Origin of the sequence: Massilia sp. TWR1-2-2 (assembly GCF_049897565.1) — a bacterium.
Classification (GTDB): Bacteria; Pseudomonadota; Gammaproteobacteria; order Burkholderiales; family Burkholderiaceae_D; genus JAFCUW01.
Window position 1 is genome coordinate 1 of sequence record NZ_JAFCWM010000009.1, and the last position, 26933, is coordinate 26933.

General features: G+C 64.2%; 31 protein-coding genes. 9 read left to right on the top strand and 22 right to left on the bottom strand.

The window, feature by feature from the left end:
- Positions 1-222 precede the first annotated feature (222 nt).
- The 4 genes from ribA (at position 223) to ACP7DD_RS10190 (ending at position 3977) form a co-directional block, all read left to right on the top strand.
- Positions 223-867: a GTP cyclohydrolase II gene (gene ribA, locus ACP7DD_RS10175; RefSeq protein ID WP_426174691.1), complete on the top strand. Its 645-nt coding sequence runs from the start codon at positions 223-225 to the stop codon at positions 865-867.
- 86 nt (positions 868-953) lie between these two features.
- Positions 954-2381 (top strand): S1 family peptidase, encoded by a 1428-nt coding sequence (locus tag ACP7DD_RS10180; RefSeq protein WP_426174692.1) that lies wholly within the window; start codon positions 954-956, stop codon positions 2379-2381.
- On the top strand, positions 2378-3355 hold the full coding sequence (locus ACP7DD_RS10185) for an FHA domain-containing protein (protein ID WP_426174694.1): 978 nt from the start codon (positions 2378-2380) through the stop codon (positions 3353-3355). Before ACP7DD_RS10180 ends, ACP7DD_RS10185 begins: the two co-directional genes overlap by 4 nt.
- 280 nt (positions 3356-3635) lie before the next feature.
- Positions 3636-3977: a histidine kinase gene (locus ACP7DD_RS10190; RefSeq protein WP_426174695.1), complete on the top strand. Its 342-nt coding sequence runs from the start codon at positions 3636-3638 to the stop codon at positions 3975-3977.
- 8 nt (positions 3978-3985) lie between these two features.
- Here ACP7DD_RS10190 and ACP7DD_RS10195 read toward each other — a convergent pair whose 3' ends face one another.
- On the bottom strand, positions 3986-4570 hold the full coding sequence (locus tag ACP7DD_RS10195) for a phasin family protein (protein WP_426174697.1): 585 nt from the start codon (positions 4568-4570) through the stop codon (positions 3986-3988).
- Positions 4571-5038: 468 nt separating this feature from the next.
- Here ACP7DD_RS10195 and ACP7DD_RS10200 point away from each other — a divergent pair, with 468 nt between their 5' ends.
- Positions 5039-5218 (top strand): hypothetical protein, encoded by a 180-nt coding sequence (locus tag ACP7DD_RS10200; RefSeq protein ID WP_426174699.1) that lies wholly within the window; start codon positions 5039-5041, stop codon positions 5216-5218.
- On the opposite strand, the gene ACP7DD_RS10205 is transcribed toward ACP7DD_RS10200, so the two are convergent.
- Complete coding sequence (locus ACP7DD_RS10205; RefSeq protein WP_426174701.1) at positions 5215-5520, bottom strand: ion channel; 306 nt, start codon at positions 5518-5520, stop codon at positions 5215-5217. The genes ACP7DD_RS10200 and ACP7DD_RS10205 overlap by 4 nt on opposite strands.
- Before the next feature lie 33 nt (positions 5521-5553).
- On the opposite strand from ACP7DD_RS10205, the gene ACP7DD_RS10210 reads away from it, so the two are divergent.
- Positions 5554-6165, top strand: coding sequence for an ABC transporter permease (locus tag ACP7DD_RS10210; protein ID WP_426174703.1), 612 nt, complete (start codon positions 5554-5556; stop codon positions 6163-6165).
- Positions 6166-6180: 15 nt separating this feature from the next.
- Here the strand turns inward: ACP7DD_RS10210 and ACP7DD_RS10215 are convergent, their stop codons facing one another.
- The gene (locus tag ACP7DD_RS10215; protein WP_426174705.1) at positions 6181-7506 is read right to left on the bottom strand and encodes an amidohydrolase; all 1326 of its coding nucleotides are present in this window, start codon (positions 7504-7506) and stop codon (positions 6181-6183) included.
- 41 nt (positions 7507-7547) lie between these two features.
- Complete coding sequence (locus tag ACP7DD_RS10220; RefSeq protein ID WP_426174706.1) at positions 7548-8099, bottom strand: NADPH-dependent FMN reductase; 552 nt, start codon at positions 8097-8099, stop codon at positions 7548-7550.
- Positions 8100-8280: 181 nt separating this feature from the next.
- On the opposite strand from ACP7DD_RS10220, the gene ACP7DD_RS10225 reads away from it, so the two are divergent.
- On the top strand, positions 8281-8457 hold the full coding sequence (locus ACP7DD_RS10225) for a hypothetical protein (protein WP_426174707.1): 177 nt from the start codon (positions 8281-8283) through the stop codon (positions 8455-8457).
- 15 nt (positions 8458-8472) lie between these two features.
- On the opposite strand, the gene ACP7DD_RS10230 is transcribed toward ACP7DD_RS10225, so the two are convergent.
- Both ACP7DD_RS10230 and ACP7DD_RS10235 read right to left on the bottom strand, forming a co-directional pair.
- Positions 8473-9891, bottom strand: a complete 1419-nt coding sequence (locus tag ACP7DD_RS10230) for an efflux transporter outer membrane subunit (RefSeq protein ID WP_426174708.1) — start codon at positions 9889-9891, stop codon at positions 8473-8475.
- A complete protein-coding gene (locus ACP7DD_RS10235; RefSeq protein ID WP_426174710.1) occupies positions 9888-11126 on the bottom strand; it encodes an efflux RND transporter periplasmic adaptor subunit in 1239 nt (412 codons plus the stop codon). The genes ACP7DD_RS10230 and ACP7DD_RS10235 overlap by 4 nt, the downstream gene beginning before the upstream one ends.
- 143 nt (positions 11127-11269) lie before the next feature.
- Between ACP7DD_RS10235 and ACP7DD_RS10240 the strand changes: the two genes are divergently transcribed.
- Together ACP7DD_RS10240 and ACP7DD_RS10245 are read left to right on the top strand one after the other, a co-directional pair.
- Positions 11270-11560, top strand: a complete 291-nt coding sequence (locus tag ACP7DD_RS10240; RefSeq protein ID WP_426174712.1) for a CopG family ribbon-helix-helix protein — start codon at positions 11270-11272, stop codon at positions 11558-11560.
- Positions 11548-11943 carry a type II toxin-antitoxin system RelE/ParE family toxin gene (locus ACP7DD_RS10245; protein WP_426174714.1) on the top strand — a complete coding sequence of 132 codons (396 nt, stop codon included), beginning with the start codon at positions 11548-11550 and terminating at the stop codon, positions 11941-11943. The genes ACP7DD_RS10240 and ACP7DD_RS10245 overlap by 13 nt, the downstream gene beginning before the upstream one ends.
- Here the strand turns inward: ACP7DD_RS10245 and ACP7DD_RS10250 are convergent.
- The 16 genes from ACP7DD_RS10250 to nuoG all read right to left on the bottom strand — a co-directional run bounded on the left by ACP7DD_RS10250 (position 11854) and on the right by nuoG (position 26921).
- A complete protein-coding gene (locus ACP7DD_RS10250; protein ID WP_426174715.1) occupies positions 11854-12162 on the bottom strand; it encodes a hypothetical protein in 309 nt (102 codons plus the stop codon). The two genes, ACP7DD_RS10245 and ACP7DD_RS10250, sit on opposite strands and share 90 nt — an antisense overlap.
- Before the next feature lie 4 nt (positions 12163-12166).
- Positions 12167-13420 carry an MFS transporter gene (locus ACP7DD_RS10255; RefSeq protein WP_426174716.1) on the bottom strand — a complete coding sequence of 418 codons (1254 nt, stop codon included), beginning with the start codon at positions 13418-13420 and terminating at the stop codon, positions 12167-12169.
- Positions 13404-13868 (bottom strand): MarR family winged helix-turn-helix transcriptional regulator, encoded by a 465-nt coding sequence (locus tag ACP7DD_RS10260; protein ID WP_426174717.1) that lies wholly within the window; start codon positions 13866-13868, stop codon positions 13404-13406. The genes ACP7DD_RS10255 and ACP7DD_RS10260 overlap by 17 nt, the downstream gene beginning before the upstream one ends.
- A 149-nt stretch (positions 13869-14017) precedes the next feature.
- Positions 14018-14533: a 2-C-methyl-D-erythritol 2,4-cyclodiphosphate synthase gene (gene ispF, locus ACP7DD_RS10265; RefSeq protein WP_426174718.1), complete on the bottom strand. Its 516-nt coding sequence runs from the start codon at positions 14531-14533 to the stop codon at positions 14018-14020.
- Between the two features lie 20 nt (positions 14534-14553).
- Complete coding sequence (gene ispD / locus ACP7DD_RS10270) at positions 14554-15252, bottom strand: 2-C-methyl-D-erythritol 4-phosphate cytidylyltransferase (protein WP_426174719.1); 699 nt, start codon at positions 15250-15252, stop codon at positions 14554-14556.
- 2 nt (positions 15253-15254) lie between these two features.
- The gene (locus ACP7DD_RS10275; RefSeq protein ID WP_426174720.1) at positions 15255-15947 is read right to left on the bottom strand and encodes a hypothetical protein; all 693 of its coding nucleotides are present in this window, start codon (positions 15945-15947) and stop codon (positions 15255-15257) included.
- Positions 15948-15955: 8 nt separating this feature from the next.
- Entirely contained in the window at positions 15956-16513 is a 558-nt protein-coding gene (locus tag ACP7DD_RS10280; RefSeq protein ID WP_426174721.1) for an NUDIX domain-containing protein, read from the bottom strand.
- Between the two features lie 33 nt (positions 16514-16546).
- Positions 16547-16849: a DUF2818 family protein gene (locus ACP7DD_RS10285; protein WP_426174722.1), complete on the bottom strand. Its 303-nt coding sequence runs from the start codon at positions 16847-16849 to the stop codon at positions 16547-16549.
- 2 nt (positions 16850-16851) lie between these two features.
- Positions 16852-18354, bottom strand: a complete 1503-nt coding sequence (gene nuoN / locus ACP7DD_RS10290) for an NADH-quinone oxidoreductase subunit NuoN (protein ID WP_426174723.1) — start codon at positions 18352-18354, stop codon at positions 16852-16854.
- Between the two features lie 18 nt (positions 18355-18372).
- Positions 18373-19866: an NADH-quinone oxidoreductase subunit M gene (locus tag ACP7DD_RS10295; RefSeq protein ID WP_426174724.1), complete on the bottom strand. Its 1494-nt coding sequence runs from the start codon at positions 19864-19866 to the stop codon at positions 18373-18375.
- 24 nt (positions 19867-19890) lie between these two features.
- Positions 19891-21948: an NADH-quinone oxidoreductase subunit L gene (gene nuoL, locus ACP7DD_RS10300; protein WP_426174725.1), complete on the bottom strand. Its 2058-nt coding sequence runs from the start codon at positions 21946-21948 to the stop codon at positions 19891-19893.
- A gap of 51 nt (positions 21949-21999) precedes the next feature.
- On the bottom strand, positions 22000-22308 hold the full coding sequence (nuoK, locus tag ACP7DD_RS10305) for an NADH-quinone oxidoreductase subunit NuoK (RefSeq protein ID WP_099789256.1): 309 nt from the start codon (positions 22306-22308) through the stop codon (positions 22000-22002).
- Positions 22308-22985, bottom strand: a complete 678-nt coding sequence (locus ACP7DD_RS10310; protein WP_426174726.1) for an NADH-quinone oxidoreductase subunit J — start codon at positions 22983-22985, stop codon at positions 22308-22310. The genes nuoK and ACP7DD_RS10310 overlap by 1 nt, the downstream gene beginning before the upstream one ends.
- A gap of 24 nt (positions 22986-23009) precedes the next feature.
- Complete coding sequence (gene nuoI / locus ACP7DD_RS10315) at positions 23010-23498, bottom strand: NADH-quinone oxidoreductase subunit NuoI (RefSeq protein WP_099789260.1); 489 nt, start codon at positions 23496-23498, stop codon at positions 23010-23012.
- 10 nt (positions 23499-23508) lie between these two features.
- Positions 23509-24585, bottom strand: a complete 1077-nt coding sequence (gene nuoH / locus ACP7DD_RS10320; protein WP_426174727.1) for an NADH-quinone oxidoreductase subunit NuoH — start codon at positions 24583-24585, stop codon at positions 23509-23511.
- Positions 24585-26921 carry an NADH-quinone oxidoreductase subunit NuoG gene (gene nuoG / locus ACP7DD_RS10325; protein WP_426174728.1) on the bottom strand — a complete coding sequence of 779 codons (2337 nt, stop codon included), beginning with the start codon at positions 26919-26921 and terminating at the stop codon, positions 24585-24587. The genes nuoH and nuoG overlap by 1 nt, the downstream gene beginning before the upstream one ends.
- Between the last annotated feature and the right edge of the window lie 12 nt (positions 26922-26933).

Consider the following 26933-nt stretch of genomic DNA (forward strand, 5'->3'; position numbering starts at 1 on the left):
GCCCGGGTCGTTAAAGCAGTAGCGCAGCGCTATCCCGAAAAACGATTGACGAAAAAGACGACTGAGGAAAAAAAAGCTTAACTTAGCGGCATTAGGGTCAGACCCAGGTCTGACCCCGTCGTCTGACAACGGTTTGGGCGGTGGCGGCGCGGCCTCTCCCCCCAACGGGTGAGGCCGATTTCCGCTACACTTGCGGCTACAGCAATTGATCGAGATACTGCCATGCCCGCCACACCGTACGAAGACCTGTTGGACTACGCCACCTCGTGCGCGCTGCCGACGCCATGGGCGCAGTTCACGCTGCACGCCTTCATCGAACACGCGACCGGCAAGGAACACCTGGCGATGACGCTCGGCGACATCAGCGACGGCGAGCCGGTGCTGGCGCGCGTGCATTCCGAATGCCTGACCGGCGACGTGCTGTTCTCGCAGCGCTGCGACTGCGGCGCCCAGCTCGAAGGCGCGCTGCAAAAGATCGCCGCCGAGGGACGCGGCATCTTGCTGTACCTGCGCCAGGAAGGACGCGGCATCGGCCTGGTCAACAAGATGCGTGCCTACCGCCTGCAGGAAGCCGGCGCCGACACGGTCGAGGCGAACCTGGCGCTCGGCTTTCACGCCGACGCGCGCAATTATGAGCTGTGCCAGCCGATGCTGGCCCAGTTCGGCATCAAGAGCCTGCGCCTGATGACCAACAACCCGCGCAAGATCGACGCCATGGAAAAGCTGGGCGTGACCGTGGCCGAGCGCGTGCCGCTGCTGGTGAACCGCAATGCGTTCAACAACAGCTACCTGAATACCAAGCAGGCCAAGCTCGGCCACATGATGACGCCGCTGCACGAAGTGGTCGCCGCAGACGGCGAGTTGTAGCCCGATGCCGCGGCAGATGCCGATCCTCGCCAAATAAGTTATGCTGTCGGCAAGAGTGTCAACCGCATCGCGTTATGAAGGATTGCATGAAATTCATCCAGGCCGCCGCCCTGCTTTGCTGCATCAGCCTTGGCGCCAGCGCCGCGCCACAGGCCACACCGGCTGCGCCGCCGCGCGGGCCGATCTCGCCAAATGCGCCGACGCTGACGCCTGCGCTGCCGCCGTCGACCTTGCCGCCGACCGCCACGCCGCCGGCGCCGGCGCCGGGCGAAGTCGATAACAACGCAGCGCTGCCGCCGCCGTCGTCGGCCGCGCAGAAGGTGTACTCCGCCGCCAAGGCCGACCTGCTGCAGATCCGCATGTTGCTGCGCAATGGCCGCAGCCAGTCGACCGTCGGTTCCGGCTTCATGGTCGGCACCAGCAACCTGGTGCTGACGAACTACCACGTGGTGTCGCAGATGGCGCTCGACCCGGACGTGTATGCCGGCGAATACGTCGACACCGACGGCCGCCGCGGCCCGGTCGAACTGCTGGCCGTCGACGTGCTGCACGACCTGGCGGTGGTGCGCATCAACCGCAACGGCACCGGCTTTTTCAACGTGCCCGACAAACTGGCCAGGCTGACCCAAGGCCAGTACCTGTACTCGCTGGGCAATCCGCTCGACCTCGGTTTCGCCATTTCGGAAGGCTCGTACAACGGCGTCATCACGCGCAGCTTCTACGACCAGCTGATGTTTACCGGCCCGATCAACTCGGGCATGAGCGGCGGGCCGAGCGTGACGGTGTCGGGCGACGTCGCCGGCGTGAACGTGTCGAAGCGGCGCGACGGCGAACTGGTGAGCTTCCTGGTGCCGGTACGCTACGCGCAGGAACTGCTGAAGAAGGTGGCCGCGCAGACGGCGCCGCCGAAGGACTTCAATCCGTTGATCGGCCAGCAGCTGCTGGCGCACCAGAAGGCGATGATCGACCGCCTGCTCGATTCGCCACTGTCGGTGAAGATGATGGGACCCTACCTGGTGCCGGTGCGCGAATCGGAACAGGTGCGTTGCTGGGGGCGCTCGAACGTCAAGGCCGAAGCGTCGTTCACCGCCGACACCATCAGTTGCTCGATGGAGTCGGCGATCTACGTGTCGGACACGCAGCAGACCGGCCACATGGCGATGGCGCACCAGTACGTGCGCTCGGCAAGCCTGGACAAGCTGCGTTTCGCGGTACTGGCCAGCACCCTGTTCAAGGTCGACAACCTCGGCTCAAGCAAGGACGCGCGCCTGACCGGCCCGTCGTGCACCGAGCAATTCGTCACCACCAAGACGGTGCCTGTGCGCGCCGTCACCTGCGTGCGCGCCTATCGCAAGTTCGCCGGGCTGTACAACTTCACCTTGATGACCGCCACCACGGACGACCCGAAAGCGAGCTTGCAAAGCCGCGTCGACGTCTCCGGCGTGTCGTATGAAAACGGCATGCGCACCACCCGCGCCTTCCTCGCAGCGCTCGGCCGCGGAAGCAAGCTTTGAGCGCGCCCTACTTCGTCGAGACCCTGGCGCGCAACGGCGACGTGCTGCACCGGCACAAGGTCGATGCGCTGCCGATTCGACTCGGGCGCGGCTACGACAACGACTTCATCGTCGACGACGCCCACTGCGCGGCGCGCCACGCGATCGTCGAAGCGGACGAAGACGGCCAGCTGGTGATGCGCGACCTCGGCTCGAAAAACGGCATGGTCCATCGCGGCAAGCGCACGTCGCGCCTGGTGGTCGGCGGCGACACCGTGGTGCGGCTCGGCCACACCACCTTGCGGGTGCGCCCGGCCGACTTTCCCGTGCCGGCCGAGCAGCTCGACCGCACGCGCCACTCGTGGGAAGGCGGCATGCCCGGCCTGGTCGGCCTGTTCCTGATCGGCGTGGTGTCGGTATTTACCGTGTGGCTGAACGACACGCAGTCGTTCCAGCTGATCCGCTACCTGCAGGCACTCGCCTACGGCATCGGCGCCAGCGTGGTCTGGAGCGGCGCGTGGGCGTTCGCCAACCGCCTGTTCGGCCGCCACGCGCGGCTCGGGCGCCACCTGTTCATCTTCGGCTGCGGGCTGGCCGCCATCACCGTCTTCAAGCTCGTATCGAGCGCGCTGGCGTATGCGTTCTCGTTCGAGATGCTGACCCGCTACGGCTCGCACGTGGCGATCATGCTGGCAGCCGGCATGCTGTACTTTCACCTGTCGACGGTCAAGCCGAACACGTCGCGCCGGTTTGCCATCGTCTGCGTGGTGCTGGCCCTGCTCGGCTCCGGCCTGACCCTGATCAGCAACGAGCAGCGCAGCGGGCGCCTCGGCGATGAACTGTACATGTCGGTGCTGATGCCGCCGGCGATGCGGGTGGCGAAGGACCACAACGTCGACGAGTTCATGGGCAAGGTCAACGCGATGAAGGCCAAGCTCGACGCCGAGCGTATCAAGAAGGTCAAGGACCAGGCTGCGGCCGACGACGACGACTAGGCCGGCGTGACGCCCAACCGCACCGACCTAGCGTACGCGTTTGCCTGGATCCTGTTCTGGACGCTGATGGCGTCGGTGAGCGTGCAGGACTACTACCGCGACCACCAGGGCAAGGCCGTGTGGCAGCCGCTGTTGTGGGAAGGCTCGTCGATGGCGGTGGCCACCGTGCTGCTGCTGGTGCAGCACCACTTCACCGCGCGCCACCGCCACCTGCTGGCCAGCCCCGTGGCGCTGGTTCGGCCCCGCGCAGCAGGCCAACGCGCTGCTGCGCCAGGCGCAGTTGCAGCGCCTGACGCAGCAGATGCAGCCGCACTTCCTGTTCAACGCGCTCAATACCGTCTCGTCGCTGATGCACACCGATGTCGCGCGCGCCGACGCCACGCTGATGCGCCTGGCCGACGTGCTGCGCCGCACGCTCGACGTGAGCGAACTGCATGAAGCGACGCCGCTTTGCACCGCTGCGCTCGCTGTTCGGGCTAGGCGCCGCGGCGCGCCCGGTAACGCCAGACGCGGCTGCCCGCGCACGCTTGAAACAAACAGGACGCAAAAAAGCCGCACACGAGATATCGGATACGGCTTTTTCGTTTCGAGCGCCGAAGCGGTCAGTTCAGGCACTTGCTGACGTAGCGATTACGCATCCTTGCGGGTAGCGCCTGGGCTGGTGCCCTTGCCGGCCTGAGCCTGGGACGATACGGACTGGTCGGAGCTGCCGCCCATCGAGCTGCCGCTCTGGCTGCCGCCCTGGCTGCCGCCATGGCTGCCACTCTGCATGCTGGCAGCGCCGCCGTTGCCGCGGCTGCTGGCGCTGGTCTGGAATGGATCGCTGAACTTGCGCATGGTTTCCTGCTGAGTGCGCAGGCCGCGTTCGGTCTCTTCCGACGCCGCTTTCTGCACTTCCTGCGCCAGCGCCTGGGCAGTGCGCGAGGTTTCCTGGACATGCTGCTCGGTCACGCGCGCCAGTTCGACCTGGGCATCGGCCGCCACGCGCGAAATGTGCTGCTGGTAGGCGCGCAGCTTTTCGGCCGCAGGCTGGGCACGACCGCTGGCAGCGCTCAGCGCTTCGGTCGGACGGTGGGTGGTCATCACTTGCTGGCCCGCGATAGTGGTCTCTTCCAGCAGGGTCTGGGCCAGCTGGATATTCAGGTCGCACATCTGTTGAAACGAATTGAACATCGACTTGGTAACGTCGTTCATGAACGACACTTGCGCGTCCATGTGGGTACGGACGGCTGGGGTAACGGATTGAGCGAATGGATACATTAGTGGACCTCTGAAAAGGAATTGGTGATTGAATCGCGGGCCTGGGCACGGGGCTGGCGAACCCGGCATCATGCGCGCAGTCGCGGCCTCTAGTCGGTGAACACCTGCTGACTCCTCGAAGGAAGCGCCGGTCTTCAGCACGAGGTACAAGGCTAGGGCACCACGCCGTCGCGAGTTTGATCCGTATCAAACGAACAAGCCTTGCGCCGAGCGGGATCGCCCCCTGCCGCCGGCTTGATGTCGACATGGCGCACATTCGTGTTGCGGCGCGCCAAAAAAAGCCGGTTCTTTTTGCGGCTTGCCGCCGATCTACTACTACGGCAAGTCGTCCGAAATGGGCGCGTCCGACGGCGCGCTGTACTACCAGACCACCGTCAAGGGACGCGCCCTGACCGACCTGTCAGTTACAAGGCAAGCACGGCGTTGTCGCTGTCGATCGGCGCCAACAACCTGTTCAACAAGTATCCGGACATGGTCAACGCCAATTTGCTGGCCGAGCAGCGCGCCAACCTGGATAACTCGGCCGTCACGGTGTACCCGTCGCTCTCGCCGTTCGGCATCAACGGCGGCTACTACTTCGTGCGCGCCGGCCTGAAGTTCTAGTACCCGCCTTGCCGCCCGGGCTTTCCGGCACGGGCGGCAGTTCTTCCCCACAGTCCTTGCAAAACCTTGCGTTTGGCTCGTGGCCCTTGGTGTGGCAGGCGGCGCAGGCGCGCTTCGACGACTGGCGCGCCGCGCCGCGCAGGTTGAAGCGCTGCGCGGCCATCTCGGCGGTGACGATGCCGGTGGGCACGGCCAGGATGCCCCAAGCCAAGCAGCATCATGAACGACGCGATCAGCTTGCCCAGTCCGGTCTGCGGCGTGATGTCGCCGTAGCCGCCTGCTGCAATCGGTTTTCCGTACACCGTCGCTGGAACAATGGTTCCTGAAGGAGCACCATGCTTAAGTTATTGTCGATGGAACTGCTGAAGGTAAAGCGCTCGCAGGCGCTGTGGATGATGTTCGCGGTCCCGCTGGTGGTGCTGCTGCTCAACGTGCTGATGACGCTGAAAAAAATTTCGATCGGCGCCCTTGGTGAGGCGCACTGGGCGCGCCTGTGGATGGGCAGCACGATGCTGTGGTGCTACTTCATGATGCCGCTGTATATCGCGCTGATCACCAGCCTGCTCAACGGGCACGAGCACAAGAACCAGATCTGGCGATTGATGCTGACGTTGCCGGTGTCGCGGCAGCTGAACGCCGCCAAGGCAGTGCTGGCGTGGCTGTTTGTGGCCGGGGCGAACGCGGTGCTGGTCGGCTCGGTCGCGCTGACGATCGCGCTGCTCGGCGTGGCCGGCGCGTCGCAGCAAGGCGCGTTCGTGTTTCCGATGCTGGCGTTCTGGGCGAAGGTATCGCTGGCCTGCATTCCGATTCTGGTGATCCAGCACACCATCGGCTGGCGCGTGCGCGACCTGGTGCTGCCGCTCGCCGTCGGCGTCATGGCGACGATCGGCATCACACAGATCGGCAGCTCCGAGCACTGGGTCAGACGCGCCCCGTCCCGCCGCTGAACACGGTATTACACCTCAGCGCTTCGGCGCCATCAGGTCGAGCAGGATCGCAACCTCGGCCTTGATGGTATTCGTCACCGTGGGCTTGAAGTCCGGCGCCCACTGTGGCGAGTGGGTGCCCGGCAACGGCTGGCCGGCCTTCCGCGCCGCTTCCAGGCGCGCCGGATCGACCGCACCCACGTGCAACAGGATCGCCTTCACTCCCGGCTGCATGCCGTACTGCGAAAAGTCTTCCGACGTCATCTTGGGCGGCATCTCCTGTACGAACTCCGGACCGAGCGCGCCTTGCAGCGTCTTGACCACGCGGCCGATCAGTTCGGGATCGTTGAACACCGAATCGGTCCCCGTCTTGACCTCGACCAGCGGCTCCCTGGGCGCACCGGCGGCGATGGCCTCGCCCTTGACTTCACGCGCAATGCTGGCCAGCACACGCTTGCGCACCTCGGGTTTGAAGGTGCGCACCGACAGCTGCAACGTGACCTGTTCGGGAATGATGTTGGCCTGGGTGCCGCCGTGGATGCTGCCGACGGTGATGACCGCCGGGTCGATCGGATTGTTCTCGCGCGATACGAGCGTTTGCAGCGCGAGCACGATGCGCGACGCCATCACGATCGGATCGCGCGTCTCATGCGGCACGGCGCCATGGCCGCCCTGCCCGAACACGGTGATGTTGACCACGTCGGACGAGGCGCGGAACGCACCGGCGTGGTACATGATCGTCCCCGACGGGCCACTGGCGTCGTCGTGCATCGACAGTGCGTAGTCCGGCTTGGGAAAGCGCTGGAACAGCCCATCGCGCAGCATCGCCGCGGCGCCCGCTACCGACTCCTCGGCGGGCTGGCCGACCAGCACCAAGGTGCCGCTCCAGGCATTGCGGTTGTCCGCCATCAGCTTGGCGGTAGCGTACCAGGCGGACATGTGCAAATCGTGGCCACAGGCGTGCGCCACGGGGATGGTCTCGCCGGCGGCATTCTTGGACGTAACCTTGCTGGCAAATGGCAGGTTGGTTTTTTCCTGGACCGGCAAGGCGTCGAGCTCGGTGCGCAGCATCACGGTCGGGCCCGGGCCGTTGCGAAGAATCCCGACCACGCCCGTGCCGCCGACGCCGGTGGTGACGTCGTAGCCGAGCCCCTTGACCAGTTTGGCCAGCCTGGCGGCGGTCTGGTGTTCGTTAAAGCCCAGCTCCGGATTGCGGTGAAGTTCCTGGTACAGGGTCTCGACCGCGGGATAGTGGGCATCGAGCTGCTCGGCGAACGGGGCCGGCAGCGTTGCCGCGTGCGCCGCACCACTGACAACACCGGCGGCCAGCAGACTGTTGACGAGGATACGGGACTGCTTCATGACATTTCCCTTTCGACATACGAAACAAACGTCGCGGCTATTCAATCCGCGTGGCGTTCGACCCAGGTGGCGAACGCATCGACGAATCCCTGCAAGAACTTCTTGGTCGACGCGTTATTGACGGTGTCGCCATCGAACTGGTTGCCGATATTGCCGACGTACGCTTCCGGCTGCTGCATGGCTGGCATGTTGAGAAACACCAAAGACTGGCGAAGGTGGTGGTTGGCGCCGAAGGCCGCGATGGCGCCCGGCGACACGCTGACCACGCCGCACGGCTTGCCGCTCCACGCGCTCTGCCCGTATGGGCGCGAACCGACGTCGATGGCGTTTTTCAGCACGCCTGGCACCGAACGGTTGTATTCCGGCGTGACCCACAGCACGCCGTCGAATTTCCTGATCGTGTCGCGGAACTCGGTATAGACCGCCGGCGGATTGTCGTCGTCGTCCTGGTTGTACAGTGGCAAATTGCCGATCTCGACGATTTCCATTTCCAGCTGCGACGGCGCCAGCAGCATCAACGTCTTGGCGACCTTGCGGCTGAACGACTCCTTGCGGAGGCTGCCAACGATAACTGCGATCTTGCGAGTGGTCATGACGTGTGTCCTTTCGGGAGCGATGAGCGGGCGGAATACTTATATCTTTGCATCTTTTGCCACATCGGCGCGCACGGGTGTCCGGCGGGTCACGGAGCAAGACAAATTATGAGCGGACAACAGTGAGATGAGGTAAAGTTCCCTTGGCCGCCATGGCCTTCACGGTTTTTCGGAGTTCATCATGACAACCTACTTGCCCGCCTTGATCTGGCTGCTTTCGGCCTTCGTTTGCCTCTATATTGCCAAACGCCGCCACCTGAAACAAACGGCGCTCAGGTCGATGGCGGTTGCCATGGCCGGACCGTTCGCGATCCCGTTCGTGCTGTCGGCGAAGCCACAGCAGTTCAACCAGGCCTAGGGGCCTCGCCTGCCGCTATTGGGCGGCAACGCCAACCGCAGCGCCGGCGACCACATCGGCCTGCCAGCCCCCGCCGAGCGCCTTGTACAGCGACACCGTTGCCTGCAGGCGCTTGAGCTTCAACATGCCCAGATCGTTCTGCACATCCGACAGCGCACGCTGGGTGTCGAGCACCGTCATCAAATCCTCCGCGCCGACGCGGTAGCGGATCTCCGACAAATCGAATGCCAGCTTCGCCTCTTCCAGTTCGACCGTCTTCAGCTTGCGCTGTTCATCGAGGCTGTGGATCTGTCCCAGCACGATGCCCACTTCGGCCAGCGCCCCAAGCACCGCGGCGCGATACACCTGCACCAGTTCGTGCTTGCGCGCGATGGCGATGTCGCGCTCGCGCTTGAGGCGGCCGGCGTCGAAGATCGGCGTCATCAACGACGCGCTGACGTTGGCCACCAGGTTCGGTGCATTCAACAGCGACAGCAACGCGCTGCTTTGCGCGCCGAGCGCGCCGGTCAGGCGGATATTCGGAAACAGCGCCGCGCGCGCGACGGCCACGTTGGCGTCGGCTTCGGCCAGGCTGGCCTCGGCGCGGCGAATATCGGGCCGGCGCGCCAGCAGTTCGGACGGCAGGCCAGGCGTCACAAGCGGCAGCGAGATGGTGTCGAGGCCGTGATCGGCGACCTTGAATGTCTGCGGCGCGCGTCCCAGCAAAATCGCCAGCGCCGACTGCGCCTCGCGCTGCTGCTGCAGCAAGTCGGGGATCGCCGCCTGCTGCCCGGCCACCACCGATCGCTGGCGCGCCAGGTCCAGCGGCGACGCGGCGCCGGCGCTGCGCTGCGCCTGCACAAGTTTGAGCACGTGTTCGGCATTGGCGACGTGGGCGCGCGCGCTGGCCAGGCGGTCGTGCAGCGACAGCACCTGCAAGTAGGTCGAGACGATGGCGCTGGTGACGGTCAATTCGACCGTCTGGCGGTCGTCGCGATTGCCTTCGAGCGAGGCGGCGGCGGCGGCCACGCTGGCCTTGTTCTTGCCCCAGAAGTCGACCTCGTAGGCGACCTGCAACTGGCCGCTGGCCGAGGTGCTGGTGCTGCCGCTTCCTAGCGGCAGTGAACGATCCGAGCCACTGTAGAAGTCCACCGTCGGCAGCAAGGCCACGCCGGCGATGCGCGCCTGCCCTTCGGCCTGGCGCAAGCGTGCCAGCGCCGCCGCCAGTTCGAGATTGCCCGCGTGTCCGCTTTCGACCATGCTGGATAGTTCGGCGCTGCCGAAGCTGCTCCACCAGTCGCGCTCGGGCCAGGCGCGTGCCTTCGCCGTTTCGCCGGCGCTCCAGCCGGCCGGCATCGCCACCTTCGGCGGCGGCGATACGACCGGCTTGATCGGCGCGCAGCCGGCCAGCACGGCGCATGCCGCGGCGATCATGCCGACCGCGCGGATCGTCAAGGCGCCGCCGCGATCGACTTCGATGGCAGCGCGGCAGGCGGCATCGGCACCGGACCGACCAGTACCTGGTCGCCCTCGGCCAGGCCGGAGAGCACCTGCACCTCGCGCGCATTGCGCATGCCGATCTTGAGCTTGCGGCTGCTGAAGCGCTGCTTGCTATCGACCAGGTTGACGCTGTAGGCGCCGGCGGCATCGGGCACGCCGAGCGCCCTGGCCGGCAGCAGCAGCGCGTTTGCCGCCTGCGCGACGACGAACTGCACCTGCGTGCTCATGCCGCTCATCAGGTCGTGGTTGGCGTTGTTCACTTCGAACAGCACGATGTAGAACGTCTGCTTGCCGTGTTCGGCGCTGCCGTCGGCCGGCACCGGCAGCACCTGGCGCAGCTTGCCGCTCCAGTGGCGTCCGGGATAGCCAGGCGTGGTGAACGTCGCCGGCATGCCGATGCGCAGTCGCGTCACGTCGTTTTCGGCCACGCGCGCAGCCACCGTCAATTTCGACAGGTCGGCAATGCGCACCAGCGGCACCGCCGGCTGGCTTGTGCTGACCATCTGGCCCGCGCGCGCATTCAGCGTGACGACGGTGCCGGCAATCGGCGCGAGCACCTGCGTTTGCTGGCGGTTCTCTTCTTCGATCTTCAGTGTCGCTTCGAGCTGGTGGATCTGGGCGTCGATCGCGTCGGTCCGCGCCCTGGCCGACGACAGCGCCATGCGGCTCGATTCGAAAGCGTCTTCGCGCGTGGCGTTCTGCGCCTTGAGCTGCGTCTGGCGCTTGAACTGCAGTTCGGCAAAATCGAGCTGGGCGCGCTGGTCGGCCAGTTCGGCGCGCAGGCGCGCCATGTGCGCGCGGTTGTTTTCGACCTTGGCCGGTTGCAAGGTCGGGCTGATTTCCACCAGCAGGCTGTTCGCCTTGACCATATCGCCGACGGCCACCGTCACGTCCTTGACCTGGCCGGCGACCTGCGCGTAGGCGTCGGCGTACTGGAACAGCTGCAGCTTGCCGGCGGCGCCGATGGTGTCCTGGATGTCGCCGCGCTGCACCGTGACGGTATCGAGTTTGACCGGGGCGACGGGCGCGGCGACGGCTGTGGCGGGCATCCGCGCCGGCGCCGGCTGCTGCAGCACTTGCGCGAGCACGACGCTGCCGCTGAGGATGATCACGAGCGACAGCATGACGAATGCGCCACGGCGGCGCAGCGGGTGATCGGCAGACAGCACCATTGCTTGTTTTGTACGCATTGTTACCACATCAAGAATAAACACGACAGTATACAGCGAGCGGAGATCCGACAGGTTTCGCGATATCCGTCACGGCGTCGCAGGAAAATCGCGGCCGCAAAGATGCTAATGTGATGCTATTGAAACCTGTTCGGAGTTCTGCCATGACGGCCTCGAATCAGTGTGCCATCGCGGTCGAGATTGAACAAGAAACACAAGATCGCCTAAAGCGACTGGCCGACGCGCGCCAGCGTACGCCAGATGGAATGATGAAAGAGGCAATCCATCAGTACCTCGATCGGGAAGAGAAACGCGAGACGTTTCGTCAAGACACGCTCAATGCCTGGAAAGATTATCAGGAAACGGGCCTGCACGTGGATGCCGAAGAGGTGACCGAATGGCTGGCAACATGGGGCGAGGAAAATGAACTGCCTCCACCCCTATGCCACAAGTAAAACTCGCCCGAACGGCCCTGCAAGATCTACAGCGCTTGCGTGCATTCCTCGCGGCTAAAAATCCAAATGCAGCGAGGCGCGCTGCGAAAGCAATAATCACGGCAATTCAAGCCCTTGGTCTCCCACCGCTAATCGGCAGACCAACCGACGATATGGACTCCCCGTTTCGCGAATTGCCGATCACGTTCGGCGCAACCGGATACGTCGCCCGCTATCTTCATCAGAGTGATGTTGTAACCGTACTCGCCATTAGGTATCAAGAGAAGCAGGATCATCAATGGTTCCCGCCCAGCTTAAATACGACCTCGCCGGAAAGCGGCCAGAAATTTTCTGGCCGCAGCGTTGGTGAACACCACCACCGGATCGCCATGGTAGGCGTATAGGAACTGTGGGCCGCCCTGGCGGTCCGTCAGCTTGGCCGACAACAGGAACCTGGTCCCGGCCGGATACAGCGCCGGGTCGACCAACCGACGCGAGCACTGCACCGGCAGCGTCGGCGCGAACGCCTGCCCCGCCATCGGCCGGATCCGCAATGCGCCACTGCGTGGATCGATCACCGATTCGACCGCCACTTCGCGGTATGCCCAGGTGTCGCGCGCCATCGCCTTACGCCTTCGCCACCGCGGCCGGCGTGCGCACCACTTTGTCTTCGCGGATCGGCAGGTTGATCAGCGCGGCGCCGATCGCCAGCACGATGTCGGCATACCACATCCACGTGTAGTCGCCGAAGCTGACGAACGACAGGCCGCCCAGCCAGGCGCCGAGGAAGCCGCCGACCTGGTGCGACAGCAAGGTCAGCCCGAACAGCGTCGACAGGTAGCGCATGCCAAACAGCTTGCCCACCAGACCCGCCGTCGGCGGCACCGTCGCCAGCCATGTAAAGCCAAGTGCCGCGGCGAACACGTAGAATGTCATCGGCGTTTTCGGCGCCAGCAGGTAGATCACGATGATCACCGCGCGGCTGGCGTACATCAGGGCCAGCAGGGACTTCATGCGATAGCGCGTCGACAGCGCGCCGGCTGTCAGGCTGCCGGCGATGTTGAAAAGGCCAATCAGCGCAAGCGCGGTGGCCGACACGCCGGCCGACAGGCCGCACAGCGCCACTTCGCCCGGCAGGTGGGTGACGAGGAAGGCGATGTGAAAGCCGCAGGTAAAAAAGCCGGCGTGCAGGAACAGGTAGCTGGGGTCGCGCAGCGCGATCTTGATCTGTCTGCCCAGGCCCATTCCCGGCGCCTCGACCGGCTTGACGGCGGGCGTGCCGGCCACTTTCTTGATGCCGGCTCCGCGCCGCAGCAGCCACGCCAGCGGGATCGTCAGCAGCGTGGTGACGGCCATCGTCATCATCGCGGCGATCCAGCCGGCGCTGCTGATGATGGCCTGCATCAGCGGGGCGAACACGAACTGGCCGAACGAGCCGCCGGCGTTGATGAAGCCGGCCGCGAACGGGCGGCGCGCCGCCGGCAGGCGCTGCGCGGTGGCGCCGATCAGGATCGAGAAGCTGCCGGCGCCGGCACCGGCGGCGCTCAGAAAGCCCATCGTGAACAGCAGGCCCCACTGCGAGGTGACGAACGGCGTGAGCGCGAGGCCGGCGGCAAGCATCAGCGCGCCGAGGATGATGACCTTGGCCGAGCCGTACTTGTCGGCGACGGCGCCGAATATCGGCTGCGCCGCGCCCCACATGAACTGCCCGACCGCCAGCGCGAAACTGATCGAGGCGATGCCCAGGCCCGTCGAGGTGTTAATCGGCGACATGAACAGGCCCGTGGTCAGGCGCGCGCCCATCGTGATCATCAGGATCGCCGACGCCGCGAGGATCAGCAGCCACGCGGCGCGCGGCGTCATTTCAGTCTGGGTGGGCATGATGCAGATCCTCGATCAGTGGGGTCAGTTGGAGAAGGGTGGCGTCGAGCTGGGCGTGCAGGCTGCGCACGGTGTCGTGGCCGAGCAGGTCTTCGAGCGCGCTCTGGGCGGCGCGCCAGGCGATGAACGCCTCGTCGACCTTGGCGCGGCCAGACGGCGTGATTGTGACGATGCGCTGGCGACTGTCGGCGCCGGCTTCGAGCGTGACCCACTGCGCCTCGATCAGCGGCTTGAGGTTGCGCGTGAGCGTGGTGCGCTCGGTGCCGAGCCGGTCGGCCAGTTCGGCCACCGGCAGCGCTTCGCGCGCGGCATTGGTGAGCACGGAATACTGGGTCGTCTTCAGGCCGACCGTGGCCAGGTGCTGGTCGTAAATGCGCGACATGCTGCGCGTCAGTTTGCGCAGCTTGAAGCAGGTGCAGCCGAGGAGCTTGTCGGTAGGATCGGGCATATGGGTGCAGGTACACTGTTGTTGCCATGATTATAGTGTAGATGCACGCATATGCAAGGCAAATATTTGCCGGCGTTCGGATTACGCGACGAAATGGGGTCCCCGCGTGCGCGGGAACCCCTTTTACACAGCGTCGCCGCTGCGGAAAACTATGCCGTCGGCGCCTTGATCAGCATGCAGATCGCCTCGGCGGCCATGCCCTCCTCGCGCCCCAGGTAGCCGAGCTTTTCGTTGGTCTTGGCCTTGATGTTGACCTGTTGCGGCGACACGCCGATGTCCTCGGCGATGCGCGAGATCATCTGGGCGATGTGCGGCGCCATCTTCGGCGCCTGGGCGATAATGGTCGCGTCGATGTTGCCGATGGTGTAGCCGGTGGCGACGACGCGGTGCGCCACTTCGCGCAGCAAGGTGCGCGAATCGGCGCCGGCGAACATCGGGTCGGTATCGGGGAAATGCTTGCCGATGTCGCCCAGCGCGGCCGCGCCCAGCATCGAGTCGATGATGGCGTGCAGCAGCACGTCGGCGTCCGAATGGCCAAACAGGCCCAGACGGTGCGGGATGGTGACCCCGCCGATAATCAGTTTGCGGCCCTCGACGAGGGCGTGGCAGTCATAGCCCGTTCCGATGCGGAACGGTGGTGCGAGGTTGTAGGATGCAAGTGCCATGTCGATTCACAGTAAACAGGTTAAGGCGCGGCCAGGTACATCTCGGCAATCGGGATGTCGCACGGCAGCGTCACTTTCAAATTGCGGGGATGTCCCTCCACCAGCAGCGGCGCGTGGCCGATGGCCTCGACCGCGCTGGCGTCGTCGGTAACGGCGGCCGCGTCGGTGGCGGCCGCCAGCGCCTCGCGCAACAGGCCGAGGCGGAACATTTGCGGCGTCTGCGCCAGCCACAGAGCGTCGCGCGAAATGGTGGAGACGGCGCCGGCTTCGGCGCGCTTGACGGTGTCGACCACCGGCAGCGCCAGCAGGCCGCCGACCGGATGGACGCCCACTTCAATAATGAGTTTGTCGATCAGGCCGGCGGTCAGCCCAGGGCGCGCGGCGTCGTGCACCAGCACCCAGTCGATGTCGCGCACGGGTTCGGCCATCGCTGCCATTGCGGCCAGGCCGTTGCGGATCGATTCCATGCGGGTGGCGCCGCCGCAGCGCAGCACCGTCACGCCGTGGCTGGGGGCGACCGCGTCGATGTGCGGATCGCCTTCGCTGACGACGACGAAGGTGTGGCTGATGCGCTCGCTGGAGAGGAAGGCGTCGAGCGTATGGCGCAGCATCGGCTTGCCGCCGAGGTGCAGGTATTGCTTCGGTCCGCCTGCAGCCATCCGGGCGCCAACACCGGCGGCGGGGATCAGTGCAAAGTAACGAGGTGCTTGGCTGTGCATGCTTATCTTTTGTTTCGTTTCGGCGGACCGACAAGTAACTGTACCTCACCTGCGCAAACTTTGCTCAAGCGGGCGTACTCCTGCGGTGAGTCAATGGCGGCTTGTAAACGTTCTACTTTAGCCATCTCATTTTTAATGTACGGCATCCAGCCGACGTCCATTTCTTGCTCCAGCAATCGCTTCGCCTGGCCGGCCGGCGCGTAAATTGGTTGCCCCGCGAAACGCGCTTTCAACGCCGCGCGCACTAACCTATCCACTTTCGGCAAATGCTCCAAGTAGGCTTTGAGGTGGCGCATTTCGTGCGCAAGAATTTGCTGATATGCGCAAGTCCCCGGCAAGAATTCCCGCCCGACATAAATGACGATCGGCTGGTAGGCCAGCGTGACATCGATCCTGGGCGCGACGCACTCGTAGCTGGTTTTGGGGTCGGTCAGGATGGCGCCGTCGAGGGCGAACGAGATGCGCGACTCGGTGCGCGTGAGGCCGAGCACGAAGCTGGCGCCGCCGCCCTCCTGCTTCATGCGCGTGAGCGCGCGAAACGGCACCGTGTTGTCGATGCTGTGGCCATTTTCGCTGCTGGTGAGGGTGACGACGGTGGCGCCGATGGTATCTTCGCAGCGCGCCTGGAACGGCGTGCGCGCGCTCCAGGCAGAAGACGACCAGCACAGCGCGGCGACCAGCAACAGCCGTTTCATGGTGGCGTTCAGCCGGGCGACCAGCGCCCGTCGAGGATTTTTTCGAGCCAGAACGTGCCGATCACCGTCTTGACGTCGGTGACTTCGCCGCTTCGCACTTTTTCAAGCATCTCCGGCACGCTGGCGCGGAACGTTTCGAGGAACTCGCCGTCATCGAGCTGCGCTTCGCCGGCGGTCAGGTTGCGCGCCAGGTACAGGTCGAGGTGCTCGTCGGAGTACGCGATGGCGTTGTGGATGGTGCACAGGAAATGCCAGTCGGTGGCGGTGTAGCCGGTCTCTTCCTGCAGCTCGCGCTTGGCGCAGGCGAGCGGATCTTCGCCCGGGTCGATCTTGCCGGCCGGGTACTCGATGAAGACGCGGCCGAGCGGGTAGCGGAACTGGCGCTCGAGCAGCACGCTGCCGTCCTCGAACAGCGGCAGGATAACGACCGCGCCCGGATGGCGGATGTATTCGCGGTGGGTCTCGGCGCCGTCGGGCAGCGCGATGCGGTCGCGCGTGACTTTCAGGAAGCCGCCGTCGTACGCCAGTTCGCCGTCGAGACGGGTTTCCTTCAGATGGGTATCCATGCTGCCTCCTGTAGCTGCGCCAACGGGAAAGGATCAGTGGTGGCGCTTGCGCAGGTAGCGCACCACGAAGCCGGGAAACGCCAAGGTGACAAACAGCGGCACGGTCAGCATGTAGAACTCTTTCGATTGCTCGAACACGCTGCCGATGCGCCCTTCCAGCAGGCGCGCCAGCAAACCGACAACAAAATACAGCACCACCAGTTCGAGCAGGCGCACCCACAGCGGCTTGTCGCGGCCCAGAGGAATGAAGCCGAACACCGACTCATTGAAAAATGGCAGGTTGGCGAGCACCAATGCAACGGCAATCACCAGCCAGCTTGCTGACGATACATCCATCGTTAGCCGCCCAGCGTCTTGCTCATCGCGTTCAGGCAGGCGCCGAGCAGCGCGCCCGGCACCAGGCCGAGGGCGACGATGGCGATGCCGTTGGCCGACAGCGCGACGCGCATGTCGAGCGGCACGGCGATCAAGGAGGCGTCGGCCGGCTCGTCGAACCACATCGTCTTGACCACGCGCAGGTAGTAGAACGCGCCGATCAGCGAGAACATCACCGCCACGACGGCCAGCCAGACCTGGCCGGACGTGACGACCGCCTGCAGCACCGACCACTTGGCCATGAAGCCCATCATCGGCGGCACGCCGGCGAGCGAAAACATCAAAATGGTCATGACGATGGCGAACCACGGGCTGCGTTTGCCCAGGCCCTTGAAGTCGGTCAGTTCTTCCGCTTCGAAGCCGGCGCGCGCGAGCATCATGATCAGGCCGAAGCTGCCCAGCGTGGTCAGCACGTAGGTGATCGAGTAGTACAGGCCGGCGCTGTAGGCCGGCACGGCATTGCTTGAATCGGCCGCGAGCCCGCTGCCGGGTGCGGCGGCGACCACGCCGGCCGCGAGGCCGAGCAGCACGAAGCCCATCTGGGCGATGGTCGAATACGCCAGCATGCGCTTCAGGTTGGTCTGGGCGATCGCCGTCAGGTTGCCGACCGCCAGCGAGGCGACGGCCAGCACCATCAGCATCTGCTGCCAGTCGATCGCCATCGGCAGCAAGCCTTCGACCAGCAGGCGGATGCAGATGGCGAAGGCGGCCAGTTTCGGCGCCCCGCCGAGCAGCAGCGTCACCGCCGTCGGCGCGCCCTGGTAGACGTCCGGCACCCACATGTGGAACGGCACGGCGCCAAGCTTGAAGCCGAGGCCGGCGACCATGAAGACGATGCCGAACACCATGATGGTCTTGTTGACGGTACCGGACGCGGCGACGCGGGCGATTTCGGTGATGTCGAGCGAACCGGTGGCGCCGTACAGCATCGAGATGCCGTACAGCAGGAAGCCGGACGACAGCGCGCCGAGGATGAAGTACTTCATCGCAGCTTCGGTCGACACGGCGTGGTCGCGGCGCAGCGCCACCAGCGCGTACAGCGCCAGCGACATCAGTTCGAGGCCGAGGTAGATGACCAGCATGTTGTTACCGGAGATCATCACCATCTGGCCCAGCAGCGAGAACAGCGCCAGCACGTAGAACTCGCCGCCGAGGTTCCCGGACAGCATGCCGCGCTCGGTCGCATACTGGCGCGAGTAGATCAGCGTAATGCCGGTGGCCAGGTAGGCGAACAGCTTGAGCAGGTTCGACATCGGATCCGACACGAACATGTTGGAGAACGTGTAGACGGTCGCGCCGGCGTTGTAGTCGGCCCAGGTCAGGATGCCGCAGCCTGCCAGCGCCGCCAGCGACAGGTAGTAGGCCAGCGAACGCTTCGACAGGAACATGTCGATCAACAGGATCGCCGATGCCGCGACCATCAGGAAGATTTCGGCGTAGACCGGGATCAGGTTGGGGTTGGTCATTTGATTCATTTTTCGATCTTATGGCAGTTTGCTGACGGCGACATGCTGGAGCAGGTCAGCCACCGAGGTTTGCATCGTATCGGTGAACGGCGCCGGGTACAGCCCCATCCAGATGACGGCGATGGCCAGCACGGCGAACATGAAGAACTCGCGCTTGTTAATGTCGGTCAGTTCCGCGACATGCTTGTTGCCGATCGCGCCGAACACGACGCGCTTGACCATCCACAGCGAGTAGGCGGCGCCGAAGATCAGCGCGGTGGCGGCCAGCAGGCCGATCCAGAAGTTGAACTGGACGGCGCCGAGAATGACCATGAATTCGCCGACGAAACCGGACGTCGCCGGCAGGCCGCAGTTGGCCATCGAGAACAGCACGAAGAAGGCGGCGAACTTCGGCATGCGGTTGACCACTCCTCCGTAGTCGGCGATCTGGCGCGAGTGCATGCGGTCGTACAGCACGCCGATGCACAGGAACATCGCGCCGGAGATGAAGCCGTGCGAAATCATCTGCACGATACCGCCCTGCATGCCCATCGGGTTGAAGATGAAGAAGCCGAGGGTGACGAAACCCATGTGCGCGATCGACGAATAGGCGACCAGTTTTTTCATGTCTTTCTGCACCAGCGCGACGAGGCCGATGTAGATCACCGCGATCAGGGACAGCGTGATGATGAAGCCGGCCAGGTAGTGGCTGGCGTCAGGGGCGATCGGCAGCGAGAAACGCAGGAAGCCGTAGGCGCCGAGTTTGAGCATGATGGCAGCCAGCACCACCGAGCCGCCGGTCGGCGCCTCGACGTGGGCGTCCGGCAGCCAGGTGTGGACCGGCCACATCGGCACCTTGACGGCAAACGCCATCAGGAACGCCAGGAAAATCAGCACTTGTTCCTTCATCGTCAACGGCAGCTTGTGCCACGTCGGGATGTCGAAACTGCCGCCGGCCTTGTTGTACAGGTAGACGATGGCGACCAGGGTCAGCAGCGAGCCGAAAAAGGTGTACAGGAAAAACTTGAATGCCGCATACACCCGGTTGGCGCCGCCGAACACGCCGATGATGATGAACATCGGGATCAGGGTCGCTTCGAAGAAGAAGTAGAACAGCAGGCCGTCGAGCGCGCAGAACACGCCGACCATCAGGCCGGACAGGATCAGGAACGAACCCATGTACTGCGCCACGCGCGTCTCGATGACCTGCCAGGCCGAGATGACGACGATGACGGTAATGAACGCCGTCAGCGGCACGAACCACAGCGAAAGCCCGTCGATGCCGAGCGCGTACATGATGTTGAAGCGGCCGATCCACGGCGTGCTTTCGACGAACTGGAAGCCGTGCGCGGCGTTGTCAAACAGCTGCACCAGCGGAATGGTCGGCAGGAAGCTGACGATGGCGGCGGCCAGGGTGAACCAGCGGGTCATGCCCGGCTTGTCGTCGCGGCCGATGGCCAGCACCACGCAGCCGAGGATGATCGGGAGCCAGATCGCCAGGCTCAGGTAAGGAGGGAAAGTAGACTGCATCATTTGTCGTTGTCTTTGCGGATCTGATTAAGCGTGCCAGAACGGGAAGAAATACAGCAGCGTACCGAGCACGCCAAGGATCATCACGAACGCATAGTGGTAGATGTAGCCGGTCTGGGCGGTACGGACGACGGACGAGAACCAACCCACCATCTTCGCGCTGCCGTTGACGATCAGGCCGTCGATGAGGCCCTTGTCGCCGACATTCCACAGGCCGTTGCCGAGCAGGCGTGCGCCGCCCGAGAACACCACATCGTTGAACTTGTCCATGTAGTACTTGTTGTCGAGCAGCGTGTGGACCGCGTGGAACCTGGCATAGAACCAGGCCGGCACCCGCGGGTTGACCAGGTAGCAGTAGTAGGCCAGCGCGACGCCGGCAAAGGCGAACCAGAACGGCATCGTCTGCAGGCCGTGGATCGCCATCGCCGCGGCGCCGTGGAATTCCTCGCGCAGCACTTCCATCGCGCGGTGGTTCTCGCCGACGAAGATGACGCCGTTGAAGAAGTCGCCGTGCAGCATCGGTCCGATCGTCAGGTAGCCGATCAGCACCGACGGGATGGCCAGCGCGACGAGCGGGAACCAGACGACGAACGGCGACTCGTGCGGTTTCTCGCCGGGAGCCAGTCCATGGTGGCCGTGCGCGTCCTCTTCTTCTTCGTTGTGGGCGTCGGAATCATGACCATGGCTGTGATGCTGCGGCTGGCCGAAGCGTTCCTTGCCGTGGAAGACCAGGAAGTACATGCGGAACGAGTAGAACGCGGTGACGAACACGCCGATGATCAGCGCCCAGTAGGCGACATGGGCAAAGCCGAGATTGCTGGCGTGCACCGCTTCGATGATCGAGTCCTTCGAGTAGAAACCGGCGAAGAACGGCGTGCCGATCAGCGCGAGCGAACCGAGCAGCGACGTGATCCAGGTGATCGGCATGTATTTGCGCAAGCCGCCCATGTTGCGGATGTCCTGGTCGTGGTGCATGCCGATGATGACCGAGCCGGCGCCGAGGAACAGCAGCGCCTTGAAGAACGCGTGCGTCATCAGGTGGAACACGGCGACCGAATAGGCCGACGCACCGAGCGCGACGGTCATGTAGCCGAGCTGCGACAGGGTCGAGTATGCGACGACGCGCTTGATGTCATTCTGGATGATGCCCAGAAAGCCCATGAACAACGCGGTGATGGTGCCGATGACCATGACGAAGGTCAGCGCGGTATCGGACAGTTCGAACAGCGGCGACATGCGGGCGACCATGAAGATGCCGGCGGTAACCATCGTCGCCGCGTGGATCAGCGCCGAAATCGGCGTCGGGCCTTCCATCGAATCGGGCAGCCAGACGTGCAGCGGGAACTGGGCCGACTTGCCCATCGCGCCGATGAACAGGCAGATGCAGGCAACGGTGAGCAGCATCCAGTCCGAACCCGGCAGGGTCAACAGCGCCAGCGCGTCGCGCTTGGCGAACACTTCCTGGTAGTTCATGGTGCCGGCGTAGGCCAGCAACAGGCCGATGCCGAGGATGAAGCCGAAGTCGCCGACGCGGTTGACCAGGAAGGCCTTCATGTTGGCGAAGATCGCCGTCGGGCGGGTGTACCAGAAACCGATCAACAGGTACGACACCAGGCCCACCGCTTCCCAGCCGAAGAACAGCTGCAGGAAGTTGTTGGCCATGACCAGCATCAGCATCGAGAACGTAAACAGCGAGATGTACGAGAAGAAGCGGTTGTAGCCTTCGTCCTCGGCCATGTAGCCGATCGTGTAGATGTGCACCATCAGCGATACGAACGTGACCACGCACATCATCATTGCCGACAGCGAGTCGATCTGGAAGCCGACTTCCATCTTCAGCGTGCCGACCGTCATCCAGTTGTAGATGGTGCCGTTGAAGCTGGCGCCGTCCAACACCGCCAGCAAGGTCTGCACCGACAGGATCAGCGCGACCAGCACGCCGAGGATGCAGGCCGCGGTCGAGATCTTGCGGCCAACCACGTTGCCGAGGAATTTGGTGCCGAGCAAACCGGCAATCGCCGCGCCGGCCAGCGGTGCGAGAGGAACCGCCAAAAGGAGGTTAGGGTTGAGAATTTGCCCCGCCATGTTGAACCTTAATCGTTATTTATTTGAGTGTTGAATCTGAACCTGAAAGGCTTAGCCCTTCAGGCTGTCCAGGTCTTCCACATTGATCGTATCTACATTTCGGAACAGAACCACCAGGATCGCGAGGCCGATTGCCGATTCGGCGGCCGCCACGGTCAGGATGAAGAACACGAAGATCTGCCCTGCCGCGTCACCGAGGTAATGCGAGAACGCGATGAAGTTCAGGTTCACTGCCAGCAGCATCAGCTCGATGGCCATCAGCAGGATGATGATGTTCTTGCGGTTCAGGAAAATGCCGACGATCGAGATCGCGAACAGGATCGCGCCCAGGACCAGGTAGTGTGCGAGCGATAAAGTCATTATTTGGTCTCCTTGGCTTCGCCAGCAGCCGGTGCGGCAGCGGCGGCCTGCGCGGCCGCGGTCGATGCGGCGTCCAGCGCCGGCTGGTCGATCGATGCCATCTTGACGATGCGCAGGCGGTCGTTACGCTTGACGCGCACGGCGTCGCCCGGATCGAACGCCTTGGTGTCCTTGCGCTTGCGCAGGGTCAGCGCAACGGCGGCGATGATCGCCACCAAGAGGATCACGGCGGCGATCTCGAAGCCGTAGATGTACCTGGTGTAGATCAGCAGTCCAAGTTCCTTGGTGCCGCCGATGTTGGCCCCAAGCGCGGCAGGCTGCTGCTCGAACGTCAGGAAGCCGCGCCACAGCACGGCGGCCATCTCGAGCACGATCAGCGCGCCGATGCCCGACGCCAGCGGCAGGTAGCCCCAGAAGCCTTCGCGCATGCGGTCGACGTTAATGTCGAGCATCATGACGACGAACAGGAACAGCACCATCACGGCGCCGACGTAGACGAGCACCAGCACGATGGCGAGGAACTCGGCCTTCAGGAGCATCCAGATGCCGGCGGCGTTGAAGAACGCCAGCACCAGGAACAGCGCCGCGTGCACCGGATTGCGCGCGGTAATGACGCGTGTCGCGGCGATGATCATGATCGCCGAAAACGCGTAGAACAAGAAAGTTTTAAAATCCATGGCTAACCCAAAGTCCTACGGTTATCAGCGGTACGGCGCATCGGCGGCGCGAGCGGCGGCGATGTCGTTTTCATAGCGGTCGCCGACCGCCAGCAGCATTTCTTTCGTGTAGTACAGGTCGCCGCGCTTTTCACCGTGGTATTCGAGCACGTGGGTCTCGACGATCGAATCGACCGGGCACGACTCTTCGCAGAAACCGCAGAAGATGCACTTGGTCAGGTCGATGTCGTAGCGCGTCGTGCGGCGCGAGCCGTCGTCGCGCATTTCCGACTCGATCGTGATCGCCATCGCCGGGCACACCGCTTCGCACAGCTTGCAGGCGATGCAGCGCTCTTCGCCGTTCGGGTAGCGGCGCAGCGCGTGCAGGCCGCGGAACCGCGGCGACATCGGCGTCTTCTCTTCCGGATACTGCACCGTGATCTTGCGAGAAAACATGTACTTGCCGGTCAGGGCCATGCCCTTGATCAGCTCGGTCAGCATCATGCTGCCAAAAAAATCTTTAACGCGATCCATTACTTTTTCCTTACTTCCAAATGTTCCAGGACGTCTGCATCCAGCCTGCGACCAGGACCAGCCAGACCAGGGTCAGCGGAATGAAAATCTTCCAGCCGAGGCGCATGATCTGGTCATAACGGTAACGAGGGAACGTGCCGCGCACCCAGACGAACAGGGAAACGATGAAGAACGTCTTGGCGAACAGCCAGAAGAAGCCGCCGAACGCGCCCCAGAATTCGAGGAACCTGAATGGCGCAGCCCAGCCGCCGAGGAACATGATCGATGCCAGGCAGCCGATCAGGATCATGTTGGCGTATTCGGCCAGCATGAACATGGCGTACGACATGCCCGAGTATTCCACCATGTGGCCGGCAACGATTTCGGATTCGCCTTCGACGACGTCGAACGGGTGCCGGTTGCACTCGGCAAGACCGGACGTCAGGTAGACCACCAGCAGCGGCAGCAGCGGCAGCCAGTTCCACGACAGGAAGTTGACGCCATGGTCGACGAACATGCCGCGGGTCTGGCCGGCAACGATGTCCGAAAAGTTCAGGCTGCCCGACACCATCAGCACGACGACCAGCACGAAGCCCATCGGGATTTCGTAGGAAATCATCTGGGCCGAAGCGCGCATCGCGCCCATGAACGAGTACTTCGAGTTCGACGCCCAGCCGGCGATGATGATGCCGTACACTTCCAGCGACGTGATCGACATCAGCAGCAACAGGCCGGCGTTGACGTTGGCCAGCGCGATTTCCGGACCGAACGGGATCACCGACCATGCCGCCAGCGCCGGCATGATCGTCATGATCGGGCCAATGATGAACAGGCTCGTGGTGGCCTTGGTCGGCACGACGATTTCCTTGAACAGCAGTTTCAGCGCGTCGGCGATCGGCTGCAGCAGGCCCATCGGACCGACCCGGTTCGGGCCGATACGAATCTGGATCCAGCCGATCAGCTTGCGCTCCCACAGGGTTGCGTAGGCAACCAGGCCCATCAGCGGCAGCAGCACGCACATGATCTTGATCATGGTCCAGGCCAGCGGCCACACCGGGCCGAGGTAGTTGACGCCGTACGTATTCAGGCTAACGATAAAGTCGTTCATTACGCGCCCTTCCCTGCTTTTTCAACCTCGATTGCACCGAACATCGCGCCCAGCATGCTGGTGCTCGGGTGCGCCGCGGCAACCCGAACCGCATTCGCCGGCAAGGTCTTGTCGATGGCGGCAACCAGCAGCGCGGAACCGGTGCCCTGCGTGACCTTGACGGTGTCGCCGGCGACGATGCCCAACTGCGCGGCCAGCGCGGCCGGCAGGTGCGCCCGCGGCGCTTGCGCGTCCGCGGTGCGCTGCAGCGGCTCGGAGCGGCGCGCGATGGCGTCGGCAAAATAGATCGGCACGTCGGTGACGCGCTCGAGCGCGCTGCCGTCGCCAAAGACGGCGGCGGTGGCGGCAATGGTCGACACGTTCGACAGCTTGCCCGACAGATCGGTCACGCCCTTGCCGAGCACTTCGTCGCGGATCGCTTCGGAAGTGTCGTAGTCGAAACCGGTCAGGCCGAGCAGGTTGCCCAGCACGCGCAGCACTTTCCAGGCCGGACGGGCTTCGCCGAGCGGCTTGACGGTGCCGTTGAAACTTTGCGCCCGGCCTTCGCAGTTGACGAAGGTGCCGGCAGTCTCGCTGAACGGCGCGATCGGCAGCAGCACGTCGGCGTAGTCCATGCCGTGCTTGAAGGCACTCATGACGACGACCATCTCGGCGGCGTCGAGTGCGGCGCGGGCTTGCTGCGGGTTGGCGCAGTCCAGCTCCGGCTCGGCGTTGAGCAGCACGTAGGCTTTCTTCGGCTCGGCAAATACCGGCTTGGCGTTCTTGGCGGCCGCGCCGGCGAGGTAAGCGCCGACGGTGTTGGCGGCATCGACCAGGTAGCCGAGCTTGGCGCCGGTCAGTTCGGCGATCAGCTGGGCTGCGGCGTGGATGGCGGACGCCTGCGGATGCTGGACGGCGGCGTTGCCGAGCAGGATCACGCTTGGCAGCTTGGCCTCGCCGGCAAACAGGCTGGCGGCCATCCTGGTGGCGGACTCGGACGGCTTGACCTTGTCGTACGCCGGCGCCGATGTGCCGGCCGCCTTGGCAACCGCGGCGGCCAGCTCGGACAGCGCGGCCAGCCAGTCGGACGGCGCGGCGATCATCTTGTTCGCGACCGGCATCAACAACTCTTCATCGGCGCCGTGCAGCACCGACAGCCTGGCGCCGTTCTTGACCGCGGCGCGCAGGCGCGTGGCGACCAGCGGATGGTCCTTGCGCAGGAACGAGCCGATGACCAGCGCCCGCTTGACGTTCGACAGGTCGGCGATCGGCATGCCGAGCCAAGGCGTGACCTGGCCGTCGTTGGCGAAGTCGGTCTGGCGCAGGCGAAATTCGACGTTCTCGGAACCGAGGCCGCGCATGGCTTTGGCCAGCAGGTGCAGCTCTTCAGTCGTCGAGTGCGGCGTGGCGACGGCGGCGATGGCGGCGGCGCCATGTTCATGCTTGATGTTGCGCAGGCCGTGGGCGATGTACTCGAGCGCGGTCTGCCAGTCGGTCTGGGCCCACTGGCCGCCCTGCTTGATCATCGGCGACGTCAGGCGGTCGGCGCTGTCGAGGCCTTCGTACGAGAAGCGGTCCTTGTCGGACAGCCAGCATTCGTTGATCGCATCGTTTTCCAGCGGCAGCACGCGCATGACCTTGCCGGCCTTGACCTGGACGATCAGGTTCGAGCCGAGCGAATCGTGCGGGCTGACCGACTTGCGGCGCGACAGTTCCCAGGTACGGGCCTGGTAGCGGAATGGTTTGCTGGTCAGCGCGCCGACCGGGCACAGGTCGATCATGTTGCCCGACACTTCGGAGTCGACGGTCTTGCCGACGAACGAGGTGATTTCGGCGTGTTCGCCGCGGCCGAGCATGCCCAATTCCATCTGGCCGGCCACTTCCTGGCCGAAACGCACGCAGCGGGTGCAGTGGATGCAACGGGTCATCTCGGCCATCGAGATCAGCGGGCCGGCGTCTTTCGGCGGCACGACGCGTTTTTCTTCGGCGTAGCGCGAATCGGACTTGCCGTAACCGACGGCCAGGTCCTGCAGCTGGCATTCGCCGCCCTGGTCGCAGATCGGGCAGTCGAGCGGGTGGTTAATGAGCAGGAACTCCATTACCGACTTCTGCGCCTGCACGGCCTTTTCGCTGTTCGAGCGCACGATCATGCCGGCCGAGACCGGCGTGGCGCAAGCCGGCAAAGGCTTCGGGGCCTTCTCGACTTCGACCAGGCACATGCGGCAGTTGGCAGCGATCGACAATTTCTTGTGATAGCAGAAGTGCGGGATGTAGGTCCCGAGCTTGTTGGCAGCGTCCATCACCATGGAACCTGGTGGGACTTCTACCTTTTTACCGTCAATTTCAATTTCAACCATGAGAGTTCTCTG